We start from the raw sequence: 16,765 nt of genomic DNA on the forward strand, positions 1-16,765 counted from the left end.
GCTCACCGCCCCCGGGCCCGCCCGCCCCGCGCCGCGCGGCCCCCGGGCTGACCCTCCCGGGTCACCAGGCGCCGCGCCGGGGGCCCCCCCCCCCCCCCCCCCCCGGGGCCGCCCCCCCCCGCCCCGGCCCCCCCCCCCGCCCCCCCCCCCCCGGGGCCCCCCCCCCGCGCCGCCCCCCCCCCCCCCCGGGCCCGCCCCCCCCCCCCCCGCGGGGGGGGGGGGGGGGCCCGGGGCGCCCCGCCCCCCCCCCCCGGCACGTGCGCGGGCTGCCCAGTCTCACTCGGTGGCGGGATCGGGATCGGTGGGGCGGAAGCACGCCGTCACCGCCTTGCCGTGGCGCTGGCAGCGCATCTCCCACTCGTCGGCGAGCTCCCGCACGATCGCCACGCCCCGGCCGCCGATGTCACCCGGCTCGGACCGGCGCGGGCGGGGCAGCGTCGGGTCCTCGTCGTGGACGCTCACATGGAGGCAGTCGCCGTCCCAGGTGAGGACCAGGTGGGCGTCGCTGTGCGCGTGGACGTGCGCGTTGGTGATCAGCTCGGAGACGGCCAGCACGACGGCGTCCACCGTGTCCGGCTCCGCGGCGGCCCACGGCAGGGACGCGAGACGCTCGCGCGTCCACTCCCGCCCGGCGCGCACGCCCTCGGACATCGGGAACGAATGAGCCCATCCCATCGCCTTCACCGCCACCGCCTCGACCTCATCTCCCTCGGTCCCTCACGTGCGTGCCCGACACAGGTACCCGGCACCGGCACCCCCAGACATCGGGGTCAGTGGAACCAGAACAGCAGCGTGTCCGGGGCCGTCCCGAGCGCTCGCGCCTTCCGCCACTCCTCGGCCTCCCACCGCATGACGTCGGTGAACCGGCGGGCCGCGTCCCGGAACTGCGGGTCGAGCCGGGCCAGTACGGACGCGTAGGCGTCGGCCAGCGCGGCGGCCCGCCGGGCCGGCAGGACGCCGATCGCGGGCACCGTGTCGCCCGGGTGGGGCAGGCGCAGCGGCGGGCCGCTGAACAGGAAGGTGCCGGGGAGCAGTTCCCGCGGCACGCCGTACCGGGCCAGTTCGTCGTCCAGGGTGTGGAACCAGGACGGACGCCGCCAGGCACCGAGGTCGGTGGGGTCCGAGAAGTGCGCCGCGACGACCTGGTAGAAGGCGTAACTGTAGGCGGGGCAGCGGTCGGTGCTCACAGCGCCCTCGACCAGCTCGTCCAGGGCCCGGCCGATGGACACCTCGAGGGCGATGCCCCGCTCCTCGAACCGGGCGTCGGTGCGCTCGCACTCCGCGCGGATCCGGGCGAGCGTGCGCTCCTGCTCCCCGGTCCGCTCCACCGCGGTGAGCAGCCGCACCACCGTTCTCATGTCGCCGGTGCTCATCTCGAGGCAGTAGCCCACTCTGTGCTTCCCTTCAGCCGGCCGCCGGACACCGTGCCCATGATCGGGGACACCGGCCGGGCGCCGGGGCCGTTTCCCGCGGCCGGTAACGAATCGCACAAGCGTTGGGCAACGCCTACAACCATCGTCCCGGGCCCGTGAGTCAAAGCGTGCATGACATCTGGGATATCCCGCTGCGCGAGAGTGCTGGCGGTGGCCGTGGGCACGGGCGTCCTCGTGCCGCTCGTCGCCGCCGCCACGCCCGCGGCCGCCGCCACGCCGGCCGTGACCTGCACCTCGGCCAAGGCCGCTCTGGCCACCAAGCTGAAGAAGGACATCACCGCCGCGCTCGCCACCCGCAAGGGCACGGTCGCGCTCGGCTTCCACGACCGCAGCACCGACACCACCTGCACCCTGCGCGCGGGCACGGCCTACGACTCCGCGAGCGTCGTCAAGGTCACCGTGCTCGCCACGCTGCTGTGGGACGCGAAGAAGACCGGCCGGTACCTCACCGACCGCGAGAACACCCTCGCCAAAGCCATGATCACCAAGTCGGACAACGCCGCGACCTCCACCCTGTGGAAGCAGCTCGGCATGACGAAGATCAAGGGCTTCCTCGCCGCGGCCGGCATGACCCAGACCAAGCCGGGCGCCGACGGCTACTGGGGCCTGACGCAGATCACCGTCACCGACGAGCAGAAGCTGCTCAAGCTCATCACCGGCAAGAACGCGGTCCTGAGCGACAACTCCCGCGCCTACATCCTCAAACTGATGAGCCAGGTCGTCTCGTCCCAGCGCTGGGGCACCCCGTACGGCGTGCCCGCGGGCGTGACCGTGGCCGTCAAGAACGGCTGGCTGCAGCGCTCCACGAACGGCTGGCGGGTGCACAGCATCGGCGCGTTCAAGGGCGGCGGCCACGACTACACGATGACCGTCCTCACCCACGGCAACAGCACGATGAACTACGGCATCGCCACCATCCAGGCGGTCGCCAAGGTCATCCACCGCGACCTGGCCGCGAGCTGAGCCGACGCTTCACCGCGCCGCCCACCGGGCGTCACCGACCGGCCCTACGGTGACGCCCATGCCCTTGCGAACCCACCTCGCCCTCCTCACGGCGGGCCTGGCGGCGGCCACGTGCCTGACCGCCGCCGGCCCCGCCCGGGCGTCCGCGCCCCACGCCTGCTCGCCGTCCGTGTCCCTGGACCGCTTCTCGGACGCCCTCGACAAGACGACGTACGAGAACACCGTCGTCGGCAACTTCTCGGCGCTCGCCGTGGACCGGGACGGCTCCCTGGCCGCCCTGTCGGACCGTTCCGCCCTGTTCCGCCTGGACCCGGGGACGCTGCGGCCCCGGTCCGTGCTCGCCCTCTCCGACGAGCAGGGGGCCGCGCTCGACTCCGAGGGGCTGGTCGTGGACCGGGACGGCAGCTACCTGGTCTCCTCCGAGACCGAGCCGGCGGTGCGCCGCCACTCCCGCACCGGCGCGATCCTCGACCGGCTCCCCGTCCCGGACGACCTGCGCGTGGCCCCCGCCGGCCGCGGCCGGCCCAACGGCACCTTCGAGGGCCTGACCCTGCTGCCCGGCGGCCGCACCCTCGTCGCGTCCATGGAGTACCCGCTGGCCGGTGACCCGGCCGACACTGTCCGCTTCCAGACCTGGCAGCGCCACGGCTCCCGCTTCCGGCTCGGCGCCCAGTACACCTACCGCACGGACCCGGGCCTCGGCGTCCCCGAGATCCGCGCCACTCCCGACGGCCGCCTGCTGGTCCTGGAGCGCGGCTTCACGGCCGGCGTCGGCAACACGGTCCGCCTCTACCTGGCCGACCCCCGCCACGGCATGCGCAAGACCCTGCTCACCGACCTCGTCACCTGCCCGGACCTGGGCGCCACGGCCAAGCAGCCCCAGCCGAACCCCCTGCTCGACAACATCGAGGCCATGACGGTCACGGGCCGCGCCAAGAACACCCTGAGGGTCCTGCTGGCCAGCGACGACAACGAGAACCCGGCCCAGACGACCCGCTTCTACGCCCTGCGGGTACGCCTGTGATCACATCTCCCAGCCCAGCAACGGGACACGGGCCCCGGTGAGCAGCGCCACGGCCAGCACCGCCGACAGCAGCAGCACCGCGCCCAGCCGCACGACGGCGCAGGCGTCCACCGCGGTGCGCAGCGGCGGCCAGGGCAGCAGCCGCAGCGACCACGTCACCGCGACCGAGGCGGCGAGCAGCAGCGCCAGGCGGGCGATCTCCGCCTCGCCGGACACCTGGCGCGGCGCGCTCGGGTCCAGGTCGTAGCCCTCCGCGTACATGGCGAAGGCCAGCACGCGCCAGGACAGGGCGGCGCACAGGCTCACCACGGTCTCGGCCGCGGCGAAGCGCGGCCGCCGTCCCGGCTGCACAAGGGAGAGGATCATGATCGGACGACCTTAGCGCGGACCTACGTCCTCGGACGGATGTTCCTCGGTCGCAGGTCGGGAAAGGACCGGCGCGGGATGAAATCCGCAGCCCGGCGCGTTGGTGCCTTCCGGCAGATCAGGACGGATGGAGGGCACCGGCGTGACAGCGAAACGGGGATGGGCACGACGACTGTGGGCGTACGCGTGGCGCCACCCCAAGGACGTCGTCCTCGCTCTCGGCTCCTCCCTCGCCGGCATGGCCGTGATGGCCCTCGTCCCGCTGATCACCAAGGTGATCATCGACGACGTCATCACCGACCACACCAGGGACATGACCACCTGGGCCGGCCTGCTCGTCGGCGCCGCCCTGATCGTCTACGTTCTCGCCTACGTCCGCCGCTACTACGGCGGCCGGCTCGCCCTCGACGTCCAGCACGACCTGCGCACGGCGATGTTCGGCACGATCACGCGGCTCGACGGCCGCCGCCAGGACGAGCTGTCCACCGGCCAGGTCGTCGGCCGCGCCACCAGCGACCTCCAGCTGATCCAGGGCCTGCTCTTCATGCTCCCGATGACCATCGGGAACTTCATGCTCTTCCTGATCTCCCTGGTGATCATGGCGTGGCTGTCCGTGCCGCTCACCCTGGTCGCCCTGGCCGTGGCGCCCGCCCTGTGGTGGATCGCCCGGCGCAGCCGCACCCGGCTGCACCCCTCCACCTGGTACGCCCAGGCCCAGGCCGCCGCCGTCGCGGGCGTGGTCGACGGCGCCGTCAGCGGCGTGCGCGTGGTCAAGGGCTTCGGGCAGGAGGAGCAGGAGACCGGCAAGCTCCGCGACGTCAGCCGCAGGCTCTTCGCGGGCCGGCTGCGCACCATCCGCCTGAACTCCGTCTACACCCCGGCCCTGCAGGCGGTCCCCGCCCTCGGCCAGGTCGCCATGCTGGCTCTCGGCGGCTGGCTGGCGGTGCGCGGGCACATCACCCTCGGCACGTTCGTCGCCTTCTCCACCTACCTCGCCCAGCTGGTCGGCCCGGTCCGCATGCTCGCCATGGTGCTCACCGTCGGCCAGCAGGCCCGCGCCGGCACCGAGCGCGTCCTGGAGCTGATCGACACCGAGCCGTCCCTGACCGACGGCACCAAGGAACTGCCCGCCGACGCCCCCGCCACCGTCGAGTTCGACGACGTCTCCTTCGGCTACGAGGACGGCCGGCCCGTCCTGGACGGGCTCTCCTTCGAGATCCGCCCCGGCGAGACCCTCGCCGTCGTCGGCTCCTCCGGCTCCGGCAAGTCCACCGTCTCCCTGCTCCTGCCGCGCTTCTACGACGTCACCCGCGGTGCCGTCCTGGTCGGCGGGCACGACGTGCGCGAGCTGTCCCTGCAGTCGCTGCGGTCCGCGATCGGCCTGGTCCCGGAGGACTCGTTCCTCTTCTCCGACACCGTCCGCCACAACATCGCCTACGGGCGTCCGGACGCCACCCAGGAGGAGATCGAGCAGGCCGCCCGCGCCGCCCAGGCGGACCGGTTCATCGCCGAGCTGCCCGACGGCTACGACACCACCGTCGGCGAGCACGGCCTCACCCTCTCCGGCGGCCAGCGCCAGCGCATCGCCCTGGCCCGCGCGATCCTCAGCGACCCGCGCCTGCTGGTCCTGGACGACGCCACCTCCGCCGTGGACGCCCGGGTCGAGCACGAGATCCACGAGGCGCTCAAGGGCGTCATGCGCGGCCGGACGACCCTGCTGATCGCCCACCGCCGCTCCACGCTGAACCTCGCCGACCGCATCGCCGTGCTGGACGGCGGCCGGCTCGCCGACATCGGCACCCACGACGAACTCCAGGAGCGCTCGGCGCTCTACCGGCGCCTGCTCACCGACCCCGACGAACTGGGCGCGGTCTCCCCGGGCCACACCCGGCCCGCCTGCCCCGAGGAGGACACCTCCGTCCGGGACGAGCTGGACGCCGAGTTCGACGCCGAGCGCGGGGTCACCCCGCGGCTGTGGACCGGCGACCGCGAGCGCAAGGACCCGGCCCTCGCCGACAGCCCCGCCACCCCCGAGCTGCTCGCCCAGGTCGAGGCGCTGCCCCCGGCCACCGACGTGCCCGACGTCGACGAGGCGCGGGCCGTCCAGCCGGAGGAGTCCTACGGCCTGCGCCGGCTGCTGCGCGGCTTCGGACTGCCGCTGCTGGTCAGCCTCGCCCTGGTCGCCGCCGACGCGGGCATGGGCCTGCTGCTGCCGGTGCTGATCCGGCACGGCATCGACGCGGGCGTCACCCAGGCCGCGCTCGGCGCCGTGTGGGCGGCGTCCCTGCTGGCGCTGCTGACGGTGGCCGTGCAGTGGGCGGCCCAGGTCGGCGAGACCCGCATGACCGGACGCACCGGCGAGCGGGTGCTGTACGCCCTCCGCCTGAAGATCTTCGCCCAGCTCCAGCGCCTCGGGCTCGACTACTACGAGCGGGAGCTGACCGGCCGGATCATGACCCGGATGACGACCGACGTCGACGCGCTGTCGACGTTCCTGCAGACGGGCCTGGTCACCGCCTTCGTCTCGGTCGTCACCTTCTTCGGCATCATGGGCGCCCTGCTGGTGATCGACCTGGAGCTGGCGCTGGTCGTCTTCGCGACGCTGCCGCCGCTGATCCTCGCCACGTTCTTCTTCCGCCGGGCCAGCGTGAAGGCCTACGAACTGGCCCGCGAGCGCGTGTCGGTGGTCAACGCCGACCTGCAGGAGTCGGTGTCGGGGCTGCGGATCGTGCAGGCATTCCGGCGCGAGCGGGACGGCGGGCGGCGGTTCGCCGAGCACAGCGACAGCTACCGGCAGGCCCGTATCCGGGGCCAGTGGCTGATCTCCGTGTACTTCCCGTTCGTGCAGTTCCTGTCGTCGGTGGCGGCCGCTGCCGTGCTGATCGTGGGCGGGGCCCGGGTCGACGACGGCACGCTGGCGATCGGCTCCCTGGTCGCCTACCTGCTCTACATCGACCTGTTCTTCGCGCCCGTGCAGCAGCTCTCCCAGGTCTTCGACGGCTACCAGCAGGCGTCCGTCTCGCTGGGCCGCATCCAGGAGCTGCTGCGGGAGCCGACGTCGACGAAGTCCGCCGACGAACCCCGCGAAGTGCTGTCGCTGCGGGGCGAGATCGCCTTCGAGGACGTGCACTTCGCGTACGGGGACGACGAGGAGGCGCTCGTCGGGGTCGACCTGCGCATCCCGGCCGGGCAGACCGTCGCGTTCGTCGGCGAGACCGGCGCGGGCAAGTCGACCCTCGTCAAACTCGTGGCCCGCTTCTACGACCCGACCGCCGGCCGGGTCACCGTCGACGGCGCCGACCTGCGCACCCTGGACCTCACCTCGTACCGGCACCGGCTGGGCGTCGTCCCGCAGGAGGCGTACCTCTTCCAGGGCACCGTCCGCGACGCCATCGCCTACGGCCGTCCCGACGCCACCGACGCCGAGGTGGAGGCGGCGGCCCGCGCGGTCGGCGCCCACGACATGATCGCCACGCTGGAGGGCGGCTACCTGCACGAGGTCGCCGAGCGCGGCCGCAACCTCTCCGCCGGGCAGCGCCAGCTGATCGCCCTGGCCCGGGCCGAGCTGGTCGACCCGGACGTGCTGCTGCTCGACGAGGCCACGGCCGCCCTGGACCTGGCCACGGAGGCGCAGGTCAACCAGGCCACCGACCGGATCGCGGGCCGCCGCACCACCCTCGTCGTCGCCCACCGGCTCACCACCGCGGCCCGCGCCGACCGGGTCGTCGTCATGGACCACGGCCGGGTCGCCGAGGACGGCACGCACGAGGAGCTGCTCGCGCGCGGCGGCCGGTACGCGCGGCTGTGGCGGACCTTCGTCGGCGCCGCCGAGCCGGAGGAGCCGGTCGGCGCGTCCCGCTGAGCGCCGCGCACAGCGTTTCCGTAACGCCCGTGCAACCATCCGACATACGTCATGCGTCCGTACAGCCGTACGCCGATGGTCGCGGACGACGCGGTACGGGAGGACGACAGTGGACAGTGGAGCGATACGCCGGCGGCTCGCGCTCGGCCTGGCCGTGCTGACCGCCGCCGGCCTGCTCGCGGCCGTGGCCCCGGGCGAGGCGCAGGCCGCGTCCTCCGCGCAGTGCCCCGGCCGCAAGGTCCGCACCCTGCCCTTCTCCACCGGCACGGTGCTCGTCTACAAGCGCGGCGGCTACGTCTGCGCCGTGACCCTCGCCAAGCGGCCCGGCACGAAGCGCGCGATGTCGGTGAGCGTGCAGGCGCGCGGCAACCGCCCGGTCGTCGACGAGGGCCGGTACGCCTACCGCGCGGGGCCGGTGACCGTGCACGCCGGACGCCGCTGCGTCTGGCTCAAGGGCAGGGTCGGGGCGGGGCGTTACAGCTCCGGCTGGATCCTGTGCTGACCGAGGGTTTTCCCCATGTCCCCTGGTGCTCGGGTGAGTTGGTCCGCTAGCTTCCGGCGCACATCTGTCTCACAGGGGAGTGCGCATGCGCAAGGCGCTCAGATGGCTGCTGGCGCTCACGGTGCTCATAGGCACGTTGAGCACGGCCGGGGCGGCCACCGCCGCCGAGCCGGAGGCCGGCACCACTGACATCAAGGAGAGACTGCTCTCCGTACCGGGCCTGAGCCTGGTCGAGGAGAAGCCGTACGCGGGTTACCGCTTCTTCGTCCTGAACTACACGCAGCCGATCGACCACCGCAGGCCGTCCAAGGGCACGTTCCAGCAGCGCATCACCGTGCTGCACAAGGACGTCGCCCGCCCGACGGTCTTCTTCACCAGCGGCTACAACGTCTCCACGACGCCCCGCCGCAGCGAGCCCACCCAGATCGTGGACGGCAACCAGGTCTCCCTGGAGTACCGCTACTTCACGCCGTCCCGGCCCCAGCCGGCCGACTGGACCAAGCTGGACATCTGGCAGGCCGCCAGCGACCAGCACCGCGTCTTCACGGCCCTCAAGGGCATCTACGACAAGAAGTGGATCTCCACGGGCGGCTCGAAGGGCGGCATGACCGCCACCTACTACGAGCGCTTCTACCCGCGCGACATGGACGGCGTCGTCGCCTACGTCGCACCCAACGACGTCGTGAACAAGGAGGACTCGGCCTACGACCGCTTCTTCGCCACCGTCGGCACCAAGGAGTGCCGCGACCGGCTGAACGCCGTGCAGCGCGAGGCGCTGGTGCGCCGCGAGCCGCTGGAGAAGAAGTACGCGGCGTACGCCGAGGAGAACGGCCTCACCTTCACCACCATCGGCAGCCTGGACAAGGCCTACGAGGCGACCGTCCTGGACTACGTGTGGGGCTTCTGGCAGTACAGCCTGCTGTCCGACTGCGACCAGATCCCGGCCGACGCGAAGAACGCCACCGACGACGAGATCTGGACCTCCGTCGACACCATCTCCGGCTTCTCCGCCTACGCCGACCAGGGCCTGTCGAACTACACGCCGTACTACTACCAGGCAGGCACGCAGCTCGGCGCGCCGACGATCCACTTCCCGCACATCGAGAAGCGCTACATCCGCTACGGCTACCAGCCGCCGCGGAACTTCGTCCCGCGCGACATCCCGATGCGGTTCCAGCCGCAGGCGATGCGGGACGTCGACAGCTGGGTCCGGCACAACGCCCGCCACATGCTCTTCGTCAACGGCCAGAACGACCCGTGGAGCGCGGAACCGTTCCGCCTCGGCAAGGGCGCGAAGGACTCCTACGTCTTCACCGCCCCGGGCATGAACCACGGCGCCAACGTCGCGGCCCTCGTGCCCGAGCAGAAGGCGCTCGCCACCGCCCGCATCCTCGACTGGGCCGATGTCGCCCCGAGCGCGGTGCAGGCCGACCCGCGAGCGGCCAAGCCGCTGGCGAAGTTCGACGCCAAGCTCGACAAGCGGGACGTGCAGCGGGAGATGACGCTGCGTCCGTAGACCGTGACCGCCCACTGCCGCACCCGACCGCCCTCCGCCCTGCCGGACGGAGGGCGGCCGGCAGCTCCGGTGACCGGCACGCGGCCTCGTCGTCCGCCGGGTGCGTGCAGGTACCCCTGGGAGGGCTGTCAGGCCGCCTGCCTGCCAGCGAGCCTCCTCGCAGCCGCGATGCGCTGGGGGTCCTCGATGTTCTGAGTCCCTGCCCCCTTGCCAGGAGTGATGCTCCATTGCCTGAGGGTCTCTGCGACTCGGGCGAGTCCGGCGGAACCTGGCGGGGTGTCGATGAAGAAGGCGGACTCCTTGGGCGACTCCGTGTCGCCGCCCCACCGGACGACACCCTGGAGTTCGGCGAGGATGTCCCGGATCGCCGTGACCTGGTGGGGGAAGAAGTTGCCTTTGACCCCGAGCGGGTAATGGTCCGGGTACAGCGCCAGCGCGGTACCCGACAAGTGGTTGGATTCGAAGTCCGCCTTCACCTGCCGGTTGTCGCTGTACCCGATGATCTGTCCACGCCTCGCTTCGAGCCGGGTGACGTCGTAGTGGAAGCGTTGTGCCACATAGGCCAGGACGGTTCCCACGTCTCCTTCTCTCAGGACGACCCGGAGGTCTGTCCCCGGTATGTCGTAGGTGGCGGTGCCCGCCGAGTTCGCGGAGAGAACATCCCAGCCGTTCGCCGACCTGGACTCGTTCCACGAGGCGTTGGCGGCCTGGGCGGCGCGGGGAGCGAGAAGGCCTTCCCCCGTGGCGAGGACTGCGGCTCCGGCGGCGACACAGGTGAAGCCTCTGAGTAAGGCGCGGCGCGGGAAATCGGTGTTCATGAGATCACTCCAGAAGTTTTTCCGACCTGCTTGCGCAGGTATACGGAGGTGCCGGCCGAGACGAGGGCGGCACCCGCCAGCACGCAGACGAACACGGTGACCGAAGACGAGACGTACTCTACGGTCGACCCGTCGGAGTACACGCAGGCGTTTCGAAGAGGCCAGTACTGTTGTTTGATGGCCGCCAAGTCGGCGCCGACGTCGTTCCGGCTCGTGCACAGCTCGGGGAAAGGCCCTCCCGTGGTGACGGAGAACCAGCCGTAGCAGTACACCGCCACCGCCGAGGAAGCCATGATCAGGGCGACGAGCGCGTAGATCTTGGGCACGGGCAGCGGTGGGTGGCTCAGCAGGATGAGGAGCACCACGATCCCCACCACTGCAGTGACCACGCTTGCAGCCAGCAACGCGCCCATCAGGAACATGTGTCCTCTACCTCTTCTCGGCCTTCTGCGCGGCGAGGAACTTCGCCCGACGCGCCACTTGCTGGTCGATGAGTTTTTGCAGTACCTCGGCGAATCCTGCGTAGAACTCACTCATGACGGAGTCCGGCTCGTTCCACGGTTCCTTGCCCGCCGGGCAGTTCCGGTGAACGAGGAGCGCACGGGTGGACGACAACAGCGTGTCGTCTATCTGATCCTCCAGGAACGCCTTCGCCGTGGCCCTGACGTTGCTCGTGGTGCCGCCGAACCGGTAGAGCTTGAAGTCGCTGAAACGCGTCAGGTGGCCCGTTCCGATCAGGATTCTCCTCAGTTCCTGGACGATGTTCGTGTTGCCGTTCTTCAAGCGTTCGGCGACCAGGAACCCGTCGATGTCCTCGATGAGGTCACCCAGCGCGAACGTCGACGCGACATCGGGCCTGCACAGCGTTCTGCGGCAGAAGTCCAGCGGTGACGCATTGTCCGAGCGGCTCCATTCACCATAGAACGTGAGCAGGTCTCCGCCCCAGCTGGCCAGTTCGGCTCGATTCGCCTTTCCCGCTCCGGCGTTGCCCTTGAGGAAGTAACCAGTGGCGCTCGCCACGAGGTGGTCCGGATTGATGAGGACACCCATGGAAGGGTCGGTGTACGCGTACTCCCTCGACCGCTTGATCCCGCGGGCGGAGACGAAGCTGATGAAGGCGTCGTCGACCTCACCGAACAGCGCTCTCCACCGTGTGTCGGTGTACTTGTCCCAGCGCATGAACTGCAACGAGAGCGCGTTCGGATCACCCTTTCCGTAGGAGACTGCGGCGTCGTGCACCTTCTGCACGTAGGCGATGAACTCATCGACCGACGAACCGCCCGGATCGTCGACCGATTTCTGACCAAAGTCGGAGCCGGGGCGGGACGCCACCGCGTCGAGGCCGAACGTGTCCGATCCGTTCGCGAAGTCGAATTCCTTGATCTGGTTGAACGCCCAGTTCTGCGGCAAGGGGAAGCCGAGATTGCCTGAGAAGCCGTAGGACATTCCGGATACGTACGCATAAGGAACGTAAGTTGCCCCGGATACGCTGGCGCATACGTTCCGTGAGCCGTAGACGCCGGCAATGTACTTGCTGCCGTTGCTCTTGAGCGCGTCGTTCACCCCGGAGAAGTAGTCGATGATCAGGTCCATGTCCGCCGAGGTGGCGTCGTAGTCGACCGCGAAGTAGATGACCGTGCCTCTGTTGAACCCGTACCCGGCGGCACGGCCGTGCGCCAAGCTGCCGTGCAGGTACCCGTTGCTGTACTTGAAGTCCGCGAGACTGCGGGCGTCGTACTGCCAGATGGGGATGATGTTCAGCCCGGCGGAGAAGATGGCGTCCAGCTCGCCAGGCTGGATCTCCTTGTTCAACGTGCTCCCCGGCGGCTCGTCCAGATAGCGGCCGACGGCACGGTATCCCTCCCTGTACAGGGCCGCCGCCCGCTGGGGAGTGATGGTGAACCGGGTGTCGCAGGCGATGACCCGCCGGTCGGGGTTTCCGTAGGAGACGAGCAACTGGGCCCAGGTGTCGAAGTCGGCCTTGCCGGTCACGCCGATCGCGGAAAAGCTCTGGAACTTCCTGACCCAGTCGGTGAGGTCCGCGTTGAACGTGTTGCCGAAGGTGGCTATGTCACCGCTCGTGTTGGAGGGGCCGTTCGCCACGCACGCACCGGTGAAGAGCTGGACCCATGTGCCGCTGTCGCCCTCCGAGAGGGTGTGAGCCTTCAGGCCGGCCACGGTGGCGGGGCCGAAGACGCCGCTGGCCTGGTCCTCGGGGATGCCCGATTCATACTGAATGGCTTTCATCAGCGCTTGTTGGACGTCCCGGGAGAAGAAGCCGTCGCACGGTCCGATGGAGAAGGTGGACTTCTCCAAGTAGCGGCCGTTGAGCCACTGCTGCATGAAGCGGATCTGCTCCAGGCCGCCGGACAGGAATACGTAGGCGTCCATGGTCAGCAGAGCCTTGAACACCTTCGGGCGGACTGTGCCGTTGAGGTAGGTTGCCGAAAGCCCCATGTCCCGCATCATCGTGTTGATGCCGGTCTGGGTCGCCTGGGACATCTCCCCGTCGATAGCGCCTGCGCTGTAGCCCTTGCAGTACATCCCGCACTGGATGATCCTGACGATGTTCTTGTTGGACTCGCCGACCTTGATGGCGCCTTTGGCCTGCAGTCTCGATAACGTCGTCGGACCGAAGGCGTTGGACAAGGCGGTGATGCCGAGTTCGTGCTGCAGTGCACGGGTCAGTGCATACATGGTGTTCCAGCCGGTCTTGCCGTTTTCCGTGACGGGGTTGTAGCCGGAGACGTTCTTGTAGGTTGAGTTGACCCACTTCTGGGCCTGGAGCACCATTTCATCAGCCATTGCGGCAGACAGCCTTTCCTTCATGAAGCGCTCAGTCTTGGGTAAGGTGATGTGAACCTGTCAGCGGAGTGCTCACCTCCGCCGCACATCAGGCGGTTCCACGCTTTGTGCATTCAGCTCTTCATGCACACCTGAGTCGGCTTGATCAATCCTTCCTCATAAAAGGCCGTCCGCGTGAGCAGATATAGGACATGAGCGGTTTCGCATTGAGGTTTCGCTGCGCCAAGAATGCCCGAAACGCACCTTTGTGGGATGGGGAGATTCTCGCCAGACAGGCGAAAGCCCGCCGTTGTGGCGATGAGCCGAGCCGCCGCGGTGGATCACCTGGCCTCGAACTGGGGACCGAATGAGGCAACGGCTGACCGGCGAGCGGCTGGGATGGCCTGATCTCGCTGAGCCAGGGCCGCGGTTGGTCAGGGCGGAATGTCGTAGGGGTGGCCGGTCGCTCAGGGGGCCGCCCAGGCCGTGGGCATGAGTGCAGGGCGAGGGGCATGGACAGGGCTGGAGTGGTGGTGGCCAGGCCGAACGGACGGCCTTGCGGCTGGAGATCGGGGAATTCGCGTGCAGCGTCCGGGCTTGGTCGGGAAGCTGCTGCCCGACCGGCTGTGCGTTCACAGCGGCCGGGCGCACCCCACGGGCCGGTCTCCGCCGAGTCGGACGTACAGGGCGGTCGAGTCGGGGCAGCCGGATCGCTTCGGTACCGCCCGTGTCACCTTGTACTCCGGTTCCCGCTCGCCCCTGCCGTCGCAGGCCGTCTCGCGGACCTGGCCGTCGCCGGAGCTGTAGACGCAGTCGCCGACGATGGTGCGCGGCCCGCCCCCGCCGCCCGGATCGCCGGGGTGCGGCGCCTGGAGGTTGCGCATACAGGCGTAGCCCTGCGGCACCGCCCCGTCGCCGTCCTCGTCGGAGGAGGGCCGCTGCTCGCTGATGTGCAGCACGAAGTCCGTGGTCGCCGGGCAGCGCGGCCCGTCCCGGACCGTGCCGTCGTGCCGGGTCACCACCCGGGCCGCCGCCCGTTCCCCCGCACAGGGCACCTCGGAGAAGCTGGTCGTCCCGAACGAGCTGCACTCGCCGACCGCGAGGAACACCGCCCCGTACCCGGACGGCCGTGCCGGGGCCGGCGACACCGTGGAGGTCCGGCCCGTCCCGGAGGCCGAGCCGCCCAGCGGGCCGTCCTCCGCCGCGCCCCCGGACGGGCTCTGGCACCCGGTCAGCAGCACCCCGAGCAGCACCAGCAGCCCCCGCACCACCCCCGCCGCACTTCTCCTGCGCATCGCCGACCCCCCCGAGTGCCCTCGCCCAGCGTGACCCGCACGGGCGGGCGCACGCCAGGCACCTGGGGCGGTTTGCGCACCTTGGGGGTGGTGCGCCCGTTCCATGACGTACGTCTAGTACGTCAGCCCGTACCCGATCGGGTACAGCACCTGCTCCGGATCATCCGCACGCTGCACCGGCACCGGCAGCCGCCCGCGCGGCCTCGCCCGTCCCGCGATCACCCGGGCGGCGGCGCGCAGTTCGACGTCGGTCCAGGAGTAGGCGGCCAGGAAGGCCGGTACGGACGGCAGCCGGGCCACGTCGTAGGGGTTGCGGATCGCGACCGCCACGACCGGTCTGCCGGTCGCCACGAGCTGCTCCACCAGCGCCTGCTGGCCGCTGCCCGCGGTGACGTTGTACGTGGCGGCCACCACCGCGTCCACGTCCCGGGCGGACGCGACGGCCTTCGCGATCGTCGCCGCGGAGGGGGCGGTGCCGGTCGGCAGGGCGGTGGCGGAGAAGCCCAGCTTCGTCAGCGCGCCCGCGAGCACGCCCGTGGGCGGACCGGTCGTCCCCGACGGCGACGCCGGATCGGCGCCCACCACCAGCACCCTGGGGTGCCGGCGCCGGGACAGCGGCAGCAGCCGTCCCTCGTTGACGAGCAGCGTGGTGGTCCGCTCGGCGATCCGGTCGGCCGCCGCCAGGTGCCCCCGGGTCCCCACGGTCCGCTCCACACCGGCGTGGCCGACGTAGGGCGCGCGGAACAGCCCCAGCTTCGCCTTCAGCCGCAGGATCCGCAGCACCGATTCATCGAGCCGCGCCTCGGTCAGCTCGCCCTCCCGTACGGCGGTCAGCACGGCGTTCCAGGCGAGGTCCAGGTCGGGCGGGTTGAGCAGCTGGTCCACGCCCGCCTTGAGCGCGAGCACCGGCACGCGGTCGTCGCCGTACTTGGAGCGGACGCCCTCCATGCCGAGGGAGTCGGTGACCACCACCCCGTCGTAGCCGAGGCGTTCGCGCAGGATGCCGGTGAGGATCGGGTGGGAGAGGGTGGCCGGGTCGCCGGAGTCGTCCAGGGCCGGCACCATCAGGTGCGCGGTCATGATCGAGTCGATGCCGGCGGCGATGGCGGCCCGGAACGGCGGGGCATCCAGCTCCTCCCACAGCTCACGGCTGTGCGTGATGGTGGGGAAACCGGTGTGGCTGTCGACGTTGGTGTCCCCGTGCCCGGGGAAGTGCTTGGCCGTGGCGGCGACCCCCGAGCCCTGGTAGCCGGCGACCTCGGCGGCCACCAGCGCCGAGACGGCCCGCTGGTCCGCGCCGAAGGACCGTACGCCGATGACCGGGTTGGCCGGGTTGACGTTCACGTCGGCGACGGGGGAGTAGTTCTGCCGGATGCCCATCGCGCGCAGCTCGGCTCCGGCGAGCCGGCCCACCGTCCGGGCGTCCGGGCGGGAGCCGCCCGCGCCCAGGGCCATGGCGCCCGGGAACAGCGTGGCGGGCTTGCCCACCCGGGCCACGATGCCGTGCTCCTGGTCGGTCGAGATGAGCACGGGCACGCCGCGCGGCAGGCCGAGGGAGGCCCGCTGGATGCCGTCGGACAGGTCGGCGATCTGGTGCGGATCGCGGGTGTTGTGCGCCCAGGCGAAGTAGATGATGCCGCCGACCCGGTACCTCTCGACCAGCTCGGCGGCCGTGCGGACGCCGATCTCCTTGAGGTTGGCGTCGATGTCGGCCTGGTCGGGGTCGGTGGCGGAATGGCCGTAGACCCGCGTCACGAAGAGCTGTCCGACCTTCTCCTCCGGCGTCATGCGGGAGACGAGGGCGCGCAGCGCGCTGTCGTCCGGGGCGCCGGCCGCGGTGGCGGGCGCGGCGGCCGCGAGGGCGGCGGTGAGACCGGCGCCGGCGGCGAGGAGGGTGCGTCTGGAGGGTTGTGCGGTGCTTCCCGTGCTTGCCGTGCCGGTGTCGTGCACGTGCGCTCCTTCCGGAGGTGATCGCTGGGATCCGCTGAAGGAAACTTCCAGGAGATCACCAATAACCGGGAAGTTTCTGCCAGTCAAGGGAAAGCACAGTAACCACCGAGGGGGCCGCCATCGGCGCTGTGGGAGGGGGCGCGCCGATGGCGGCGGTGCCGCCGGCCCCGGTGCGGCGGAGAGGGTGGTCAGCGATCGCAGCCAGCAGCGAGGGCCGACACCGCACCGTGGTGACTCTCCGGCGGCTGCGAT

At 70.8% G+C, this 16,765-nt stretch carries 13 protein-coding genes; 5 read left to right on the top strand and 8 right to left on the bottom strand.

Annotated features, from left to right (window positions below):
* Window positions 1-276: 276 nt before the first annotated feature.
* Both ACIGAN_RS26805 and ACIGAN_RS26810 read right to left on the bottom strand, forming a co-directional pair.
* Entirely contained in the window at window positions 277-690 is a 414-nt protein-coding gene (locus ACIGAN_RS26805) for an ATP-binding protein (RefSeq protein ID WP_365086028.1), read from the bottom strand.
* An 80-nt stretch (window positions 691-770) separates the two neighbouring features.
* Window positions 771-1,358: a DUF7691 family protein gene (locus tag ACIGAN_RS26810; RefSeq protein ID WP_399861377.1), complete on the bottom strand. Its 588-nt coding sequence runs from the start codon at window positions 1,356-1,358 to the stop codon at window positions 771-773.
* A gap of 186 nt (window positions 1,359-1,544) precedes the next feature.
* Here ACIGAN_RS26810 and ACIGAN_RS26815 point away from each other — a divergent pair, with 186 nt between their 5' ends.
* Together ACIGAN_RS26815 and ACIGAN_RS26820 are read left to right on the top strand one after the other, a co-directional pair.
* A complete protein-coding gene (locus ACIGAN_RS26815) occupies window positions 1,545-2,396 on the top strand; it encodes a serine hydrolase (RefSeq protein WP_399861380.1) in 852 nt (283 codons plus the stop codon).
* 58 nt (window positions 2,397-2,454) lie between these two features.
* The gene (locus tag ACIGAN_RS26820) at window positions 2,455-3,420 is read left to right on the top strand and encodes an esterase-like activity of phytase family protein (RefSeq protein ID WP_399861382.1); all 966 of its coding nucleotides are present in this window, start codon (window positions 2,455-2,457) and stop codon (window positions 3,418-3,420) included.
* Here the strand turns inward: ACIGAN_RS26820 and ACIGAN_RS26825 are convergent, their stop codons facing one another.
* Window positions 3,421-3,786: a hypothetical protein gene (locus tag ACIGAN_RS26825; protein ID WP_399861385.1), complete on the bottom strand. Its 366-nt coding sequence runs from the start codon at window positions 3,784-3,786 to the stop codon at window positions 3,421-3,423.
* Between the two features lie 142 nt (window positions 3,787-3,928).
* Here ACIGAN_RS26825 and ACIGAN_RS26830 point away from each other — a divergent pair, with 142 nt between their 5' ends.
* The 3 genes from ACIGAN_RS26830 (at window position 3,929) to ACIGAN_RS26840 (ending at window position 9,666) form a co-directional block, all read left to right on the top strand.
* A complete protein-coding gene (locus ACIGAN_RS26830) occupies window positions 3,929-7,648 on the top strand; it encodes an ABC transporter ATP-binding protein (RefSeq protein ID WP_399861387.1) in 3,720 nt (1,239 codons plus the stop codon).
* 109 nt (window positions 7,649-7,757) lie between these two features.
* Window positions 7,758-8,150 (top strand): hypothetical protein, encoded by a 393-nt coding sequence (locus ACIGAN_RS26835; protein WP_365086010.1) that lies wholly within the window; start codon window positions 7,758-7,760, stop codon window positions 8,148-8,150.
* Window positions 8,151-8,235: 85 nt separating this feature from the next.
* The gene (locus ACIGAN_RS26840) at window positions 8,236-9,666 is read left to right on the top strand and encodes a S28 family serine protease (protein WP_399861389.1); all 1,431 of its coding nucleotides are present in this window, start codon (window positions 8,236-8,238) and stop codon (window positions 9,664-9,666) included.
* A 128-nt stretch (window positions 9,667-9,794) separates the two neighbouring features.
* On the opposite strand, the gene ACIGAN_RS26845 is transcribed toward ACIGAN_RS26840, so the two are convergent.
* From ACIGAN_RS26845 to ACIGAN_RS26865, 5 genes are all read right to left on the bottom strand, one after another.
* Window positions 9,795-10,484 carry a hypothetical protein gene (locus ACIGAN_RS26845; protein WP_399861391.1) on the bottom strand — a complete coding sequence of 230 codons (690 nt, stop codon included), beginning with the start codon at window positions 10,482-10,484 and terminating at the stop codon, window positions 9,795-9,797.
* Window positions 10,481-10,906: a hypothetical protein gene (locus ACIGAN_RS26850; RefSeq protein ID WP_399861394.1), complete on the bottom strand. Its 426-nt coding sequence runs from the start codon at window positions 10,904-10,906 to the stop codon at window positions 10,481-10,483. Before ACIGAN_RS26850 ends, ACIGAN_RS26845 begins: the two co-directional genes overlap by 4 nt.
* A gap of 7 nt (window positions 10,907-10,913) precedes the next feature.
* Entirely contained in the window at window positions 10,914-13,313 is a 2,400-nt protein-coding gene (locus ACIGAN_RS26855; RefSeq protein ID WP_399861397.1) for a glycoside hydrolase domain-containing protein, read from the bottom strand.
* A gap of 587 nt (window positions 13,314-13,900) precedes the next feature.
* Window positions 13,901-14,563, bottom strand: coding sequence for a hypothetical protein (locus tag ACIGAN_RS26860; protein ID WP_399861399.1), 663 nt, complete (start codon window positions 14,561-14,563; stop codon window positions 13,901-13,903).
* A 114-nt stretch (window positions 14,564-14,677) separates the two neighbouring features.
* On the bottom strand, window positions 14,678-16,513 hold the full coding sequence (locus tag ACIGAN_RS26865) for a glycoside hydrolase family 3 protein (RefSeq protein ID WP_399861402.1): 1,836 nt from the start codon (window positions 16,511-16,513) through the stop codon (window positions 14,678-14,680).
* Between the last annotated feature and the right edge of the window lie 252 nt (window positions 16,514-16,765).

Source organism: Streptomyces sp. NPDC085931, from assembly GCF_044540565.1.
Lineage (GTDB): Bacteria > Actinomycetota > Actinomycetes > Streptomycetales > Streptomycetaceae > Streptomyces.

Bases quoted from the DNA above. Each gene is read 5' to 3' on its own strand.
- ACIGAN_RS26810 (WP_399861377.1), bottom strand. From the start codon at position 1,358: ATGAGAACGGTGGTGCGGCTGCTCACCGCGGTGGAGCGGACCGGGGAG.
- ACIGAN_RS26815 (WP_399861380.1), top strand. From the start codon at position 1,545: ATGACATCTGGGATATCCCGCTGCGCGAGAGTGCTGGCGGTGGCCGTG.
- ACIGAN_RS26820 (WP_399861382.1), top strand. From the start codon at position 2,455: ATGCCCTTGCGAACCCACCTCGCCCTCCTCACGGCGGGCCTGGCGGCG.
- ACIGAN_RS26825 (WP_399861385.1), bottom strand. From the start codon at position 3,786: ATGATCCTCTCCCTTGTGCAGCCGGGACGGCGGCCGCGCTTCGCCGCG.
- ACIGAN_RS26840 (WP_399861389.1), top strand. From the start codon at position 8,236: ATGCGCAAGGCGCTCAGATGGCTGCTGGCGCTCACGGTGCTCATAGGC.
- ACIGAN_RS26845 (WP_399861391.1), bottom strand. From the start codon at position 10,484: ATGAACACCGATTTCCCGCGCCGCGCCTTACTCAGAGGCTTCACCTGT.
- ACIGAN_RS26850 (WP_399861394.1), bottom strand. From the start codon at position 10,906: ATGTTCCTGATGGGCGCGTTGCTGGCTGCAAGCGTGGTCACTGCAGTG.
- ACIGAN_RS26855 (WP_399861397.1), bottom strand. From the start codon at position 13,313: ATGAAGGAAAGGCTGTCTGCCGCAATGGCTGATGAAATGGTGCTCCAG.
- ACIGAN_RS26860 (WP_399861399.1), bottom strand. From the start codon at position 14,563: ATGCGCAGGAGAAGTGCGGCGGGGGTGGTGCGGGGGCTGCTGGTGCTG.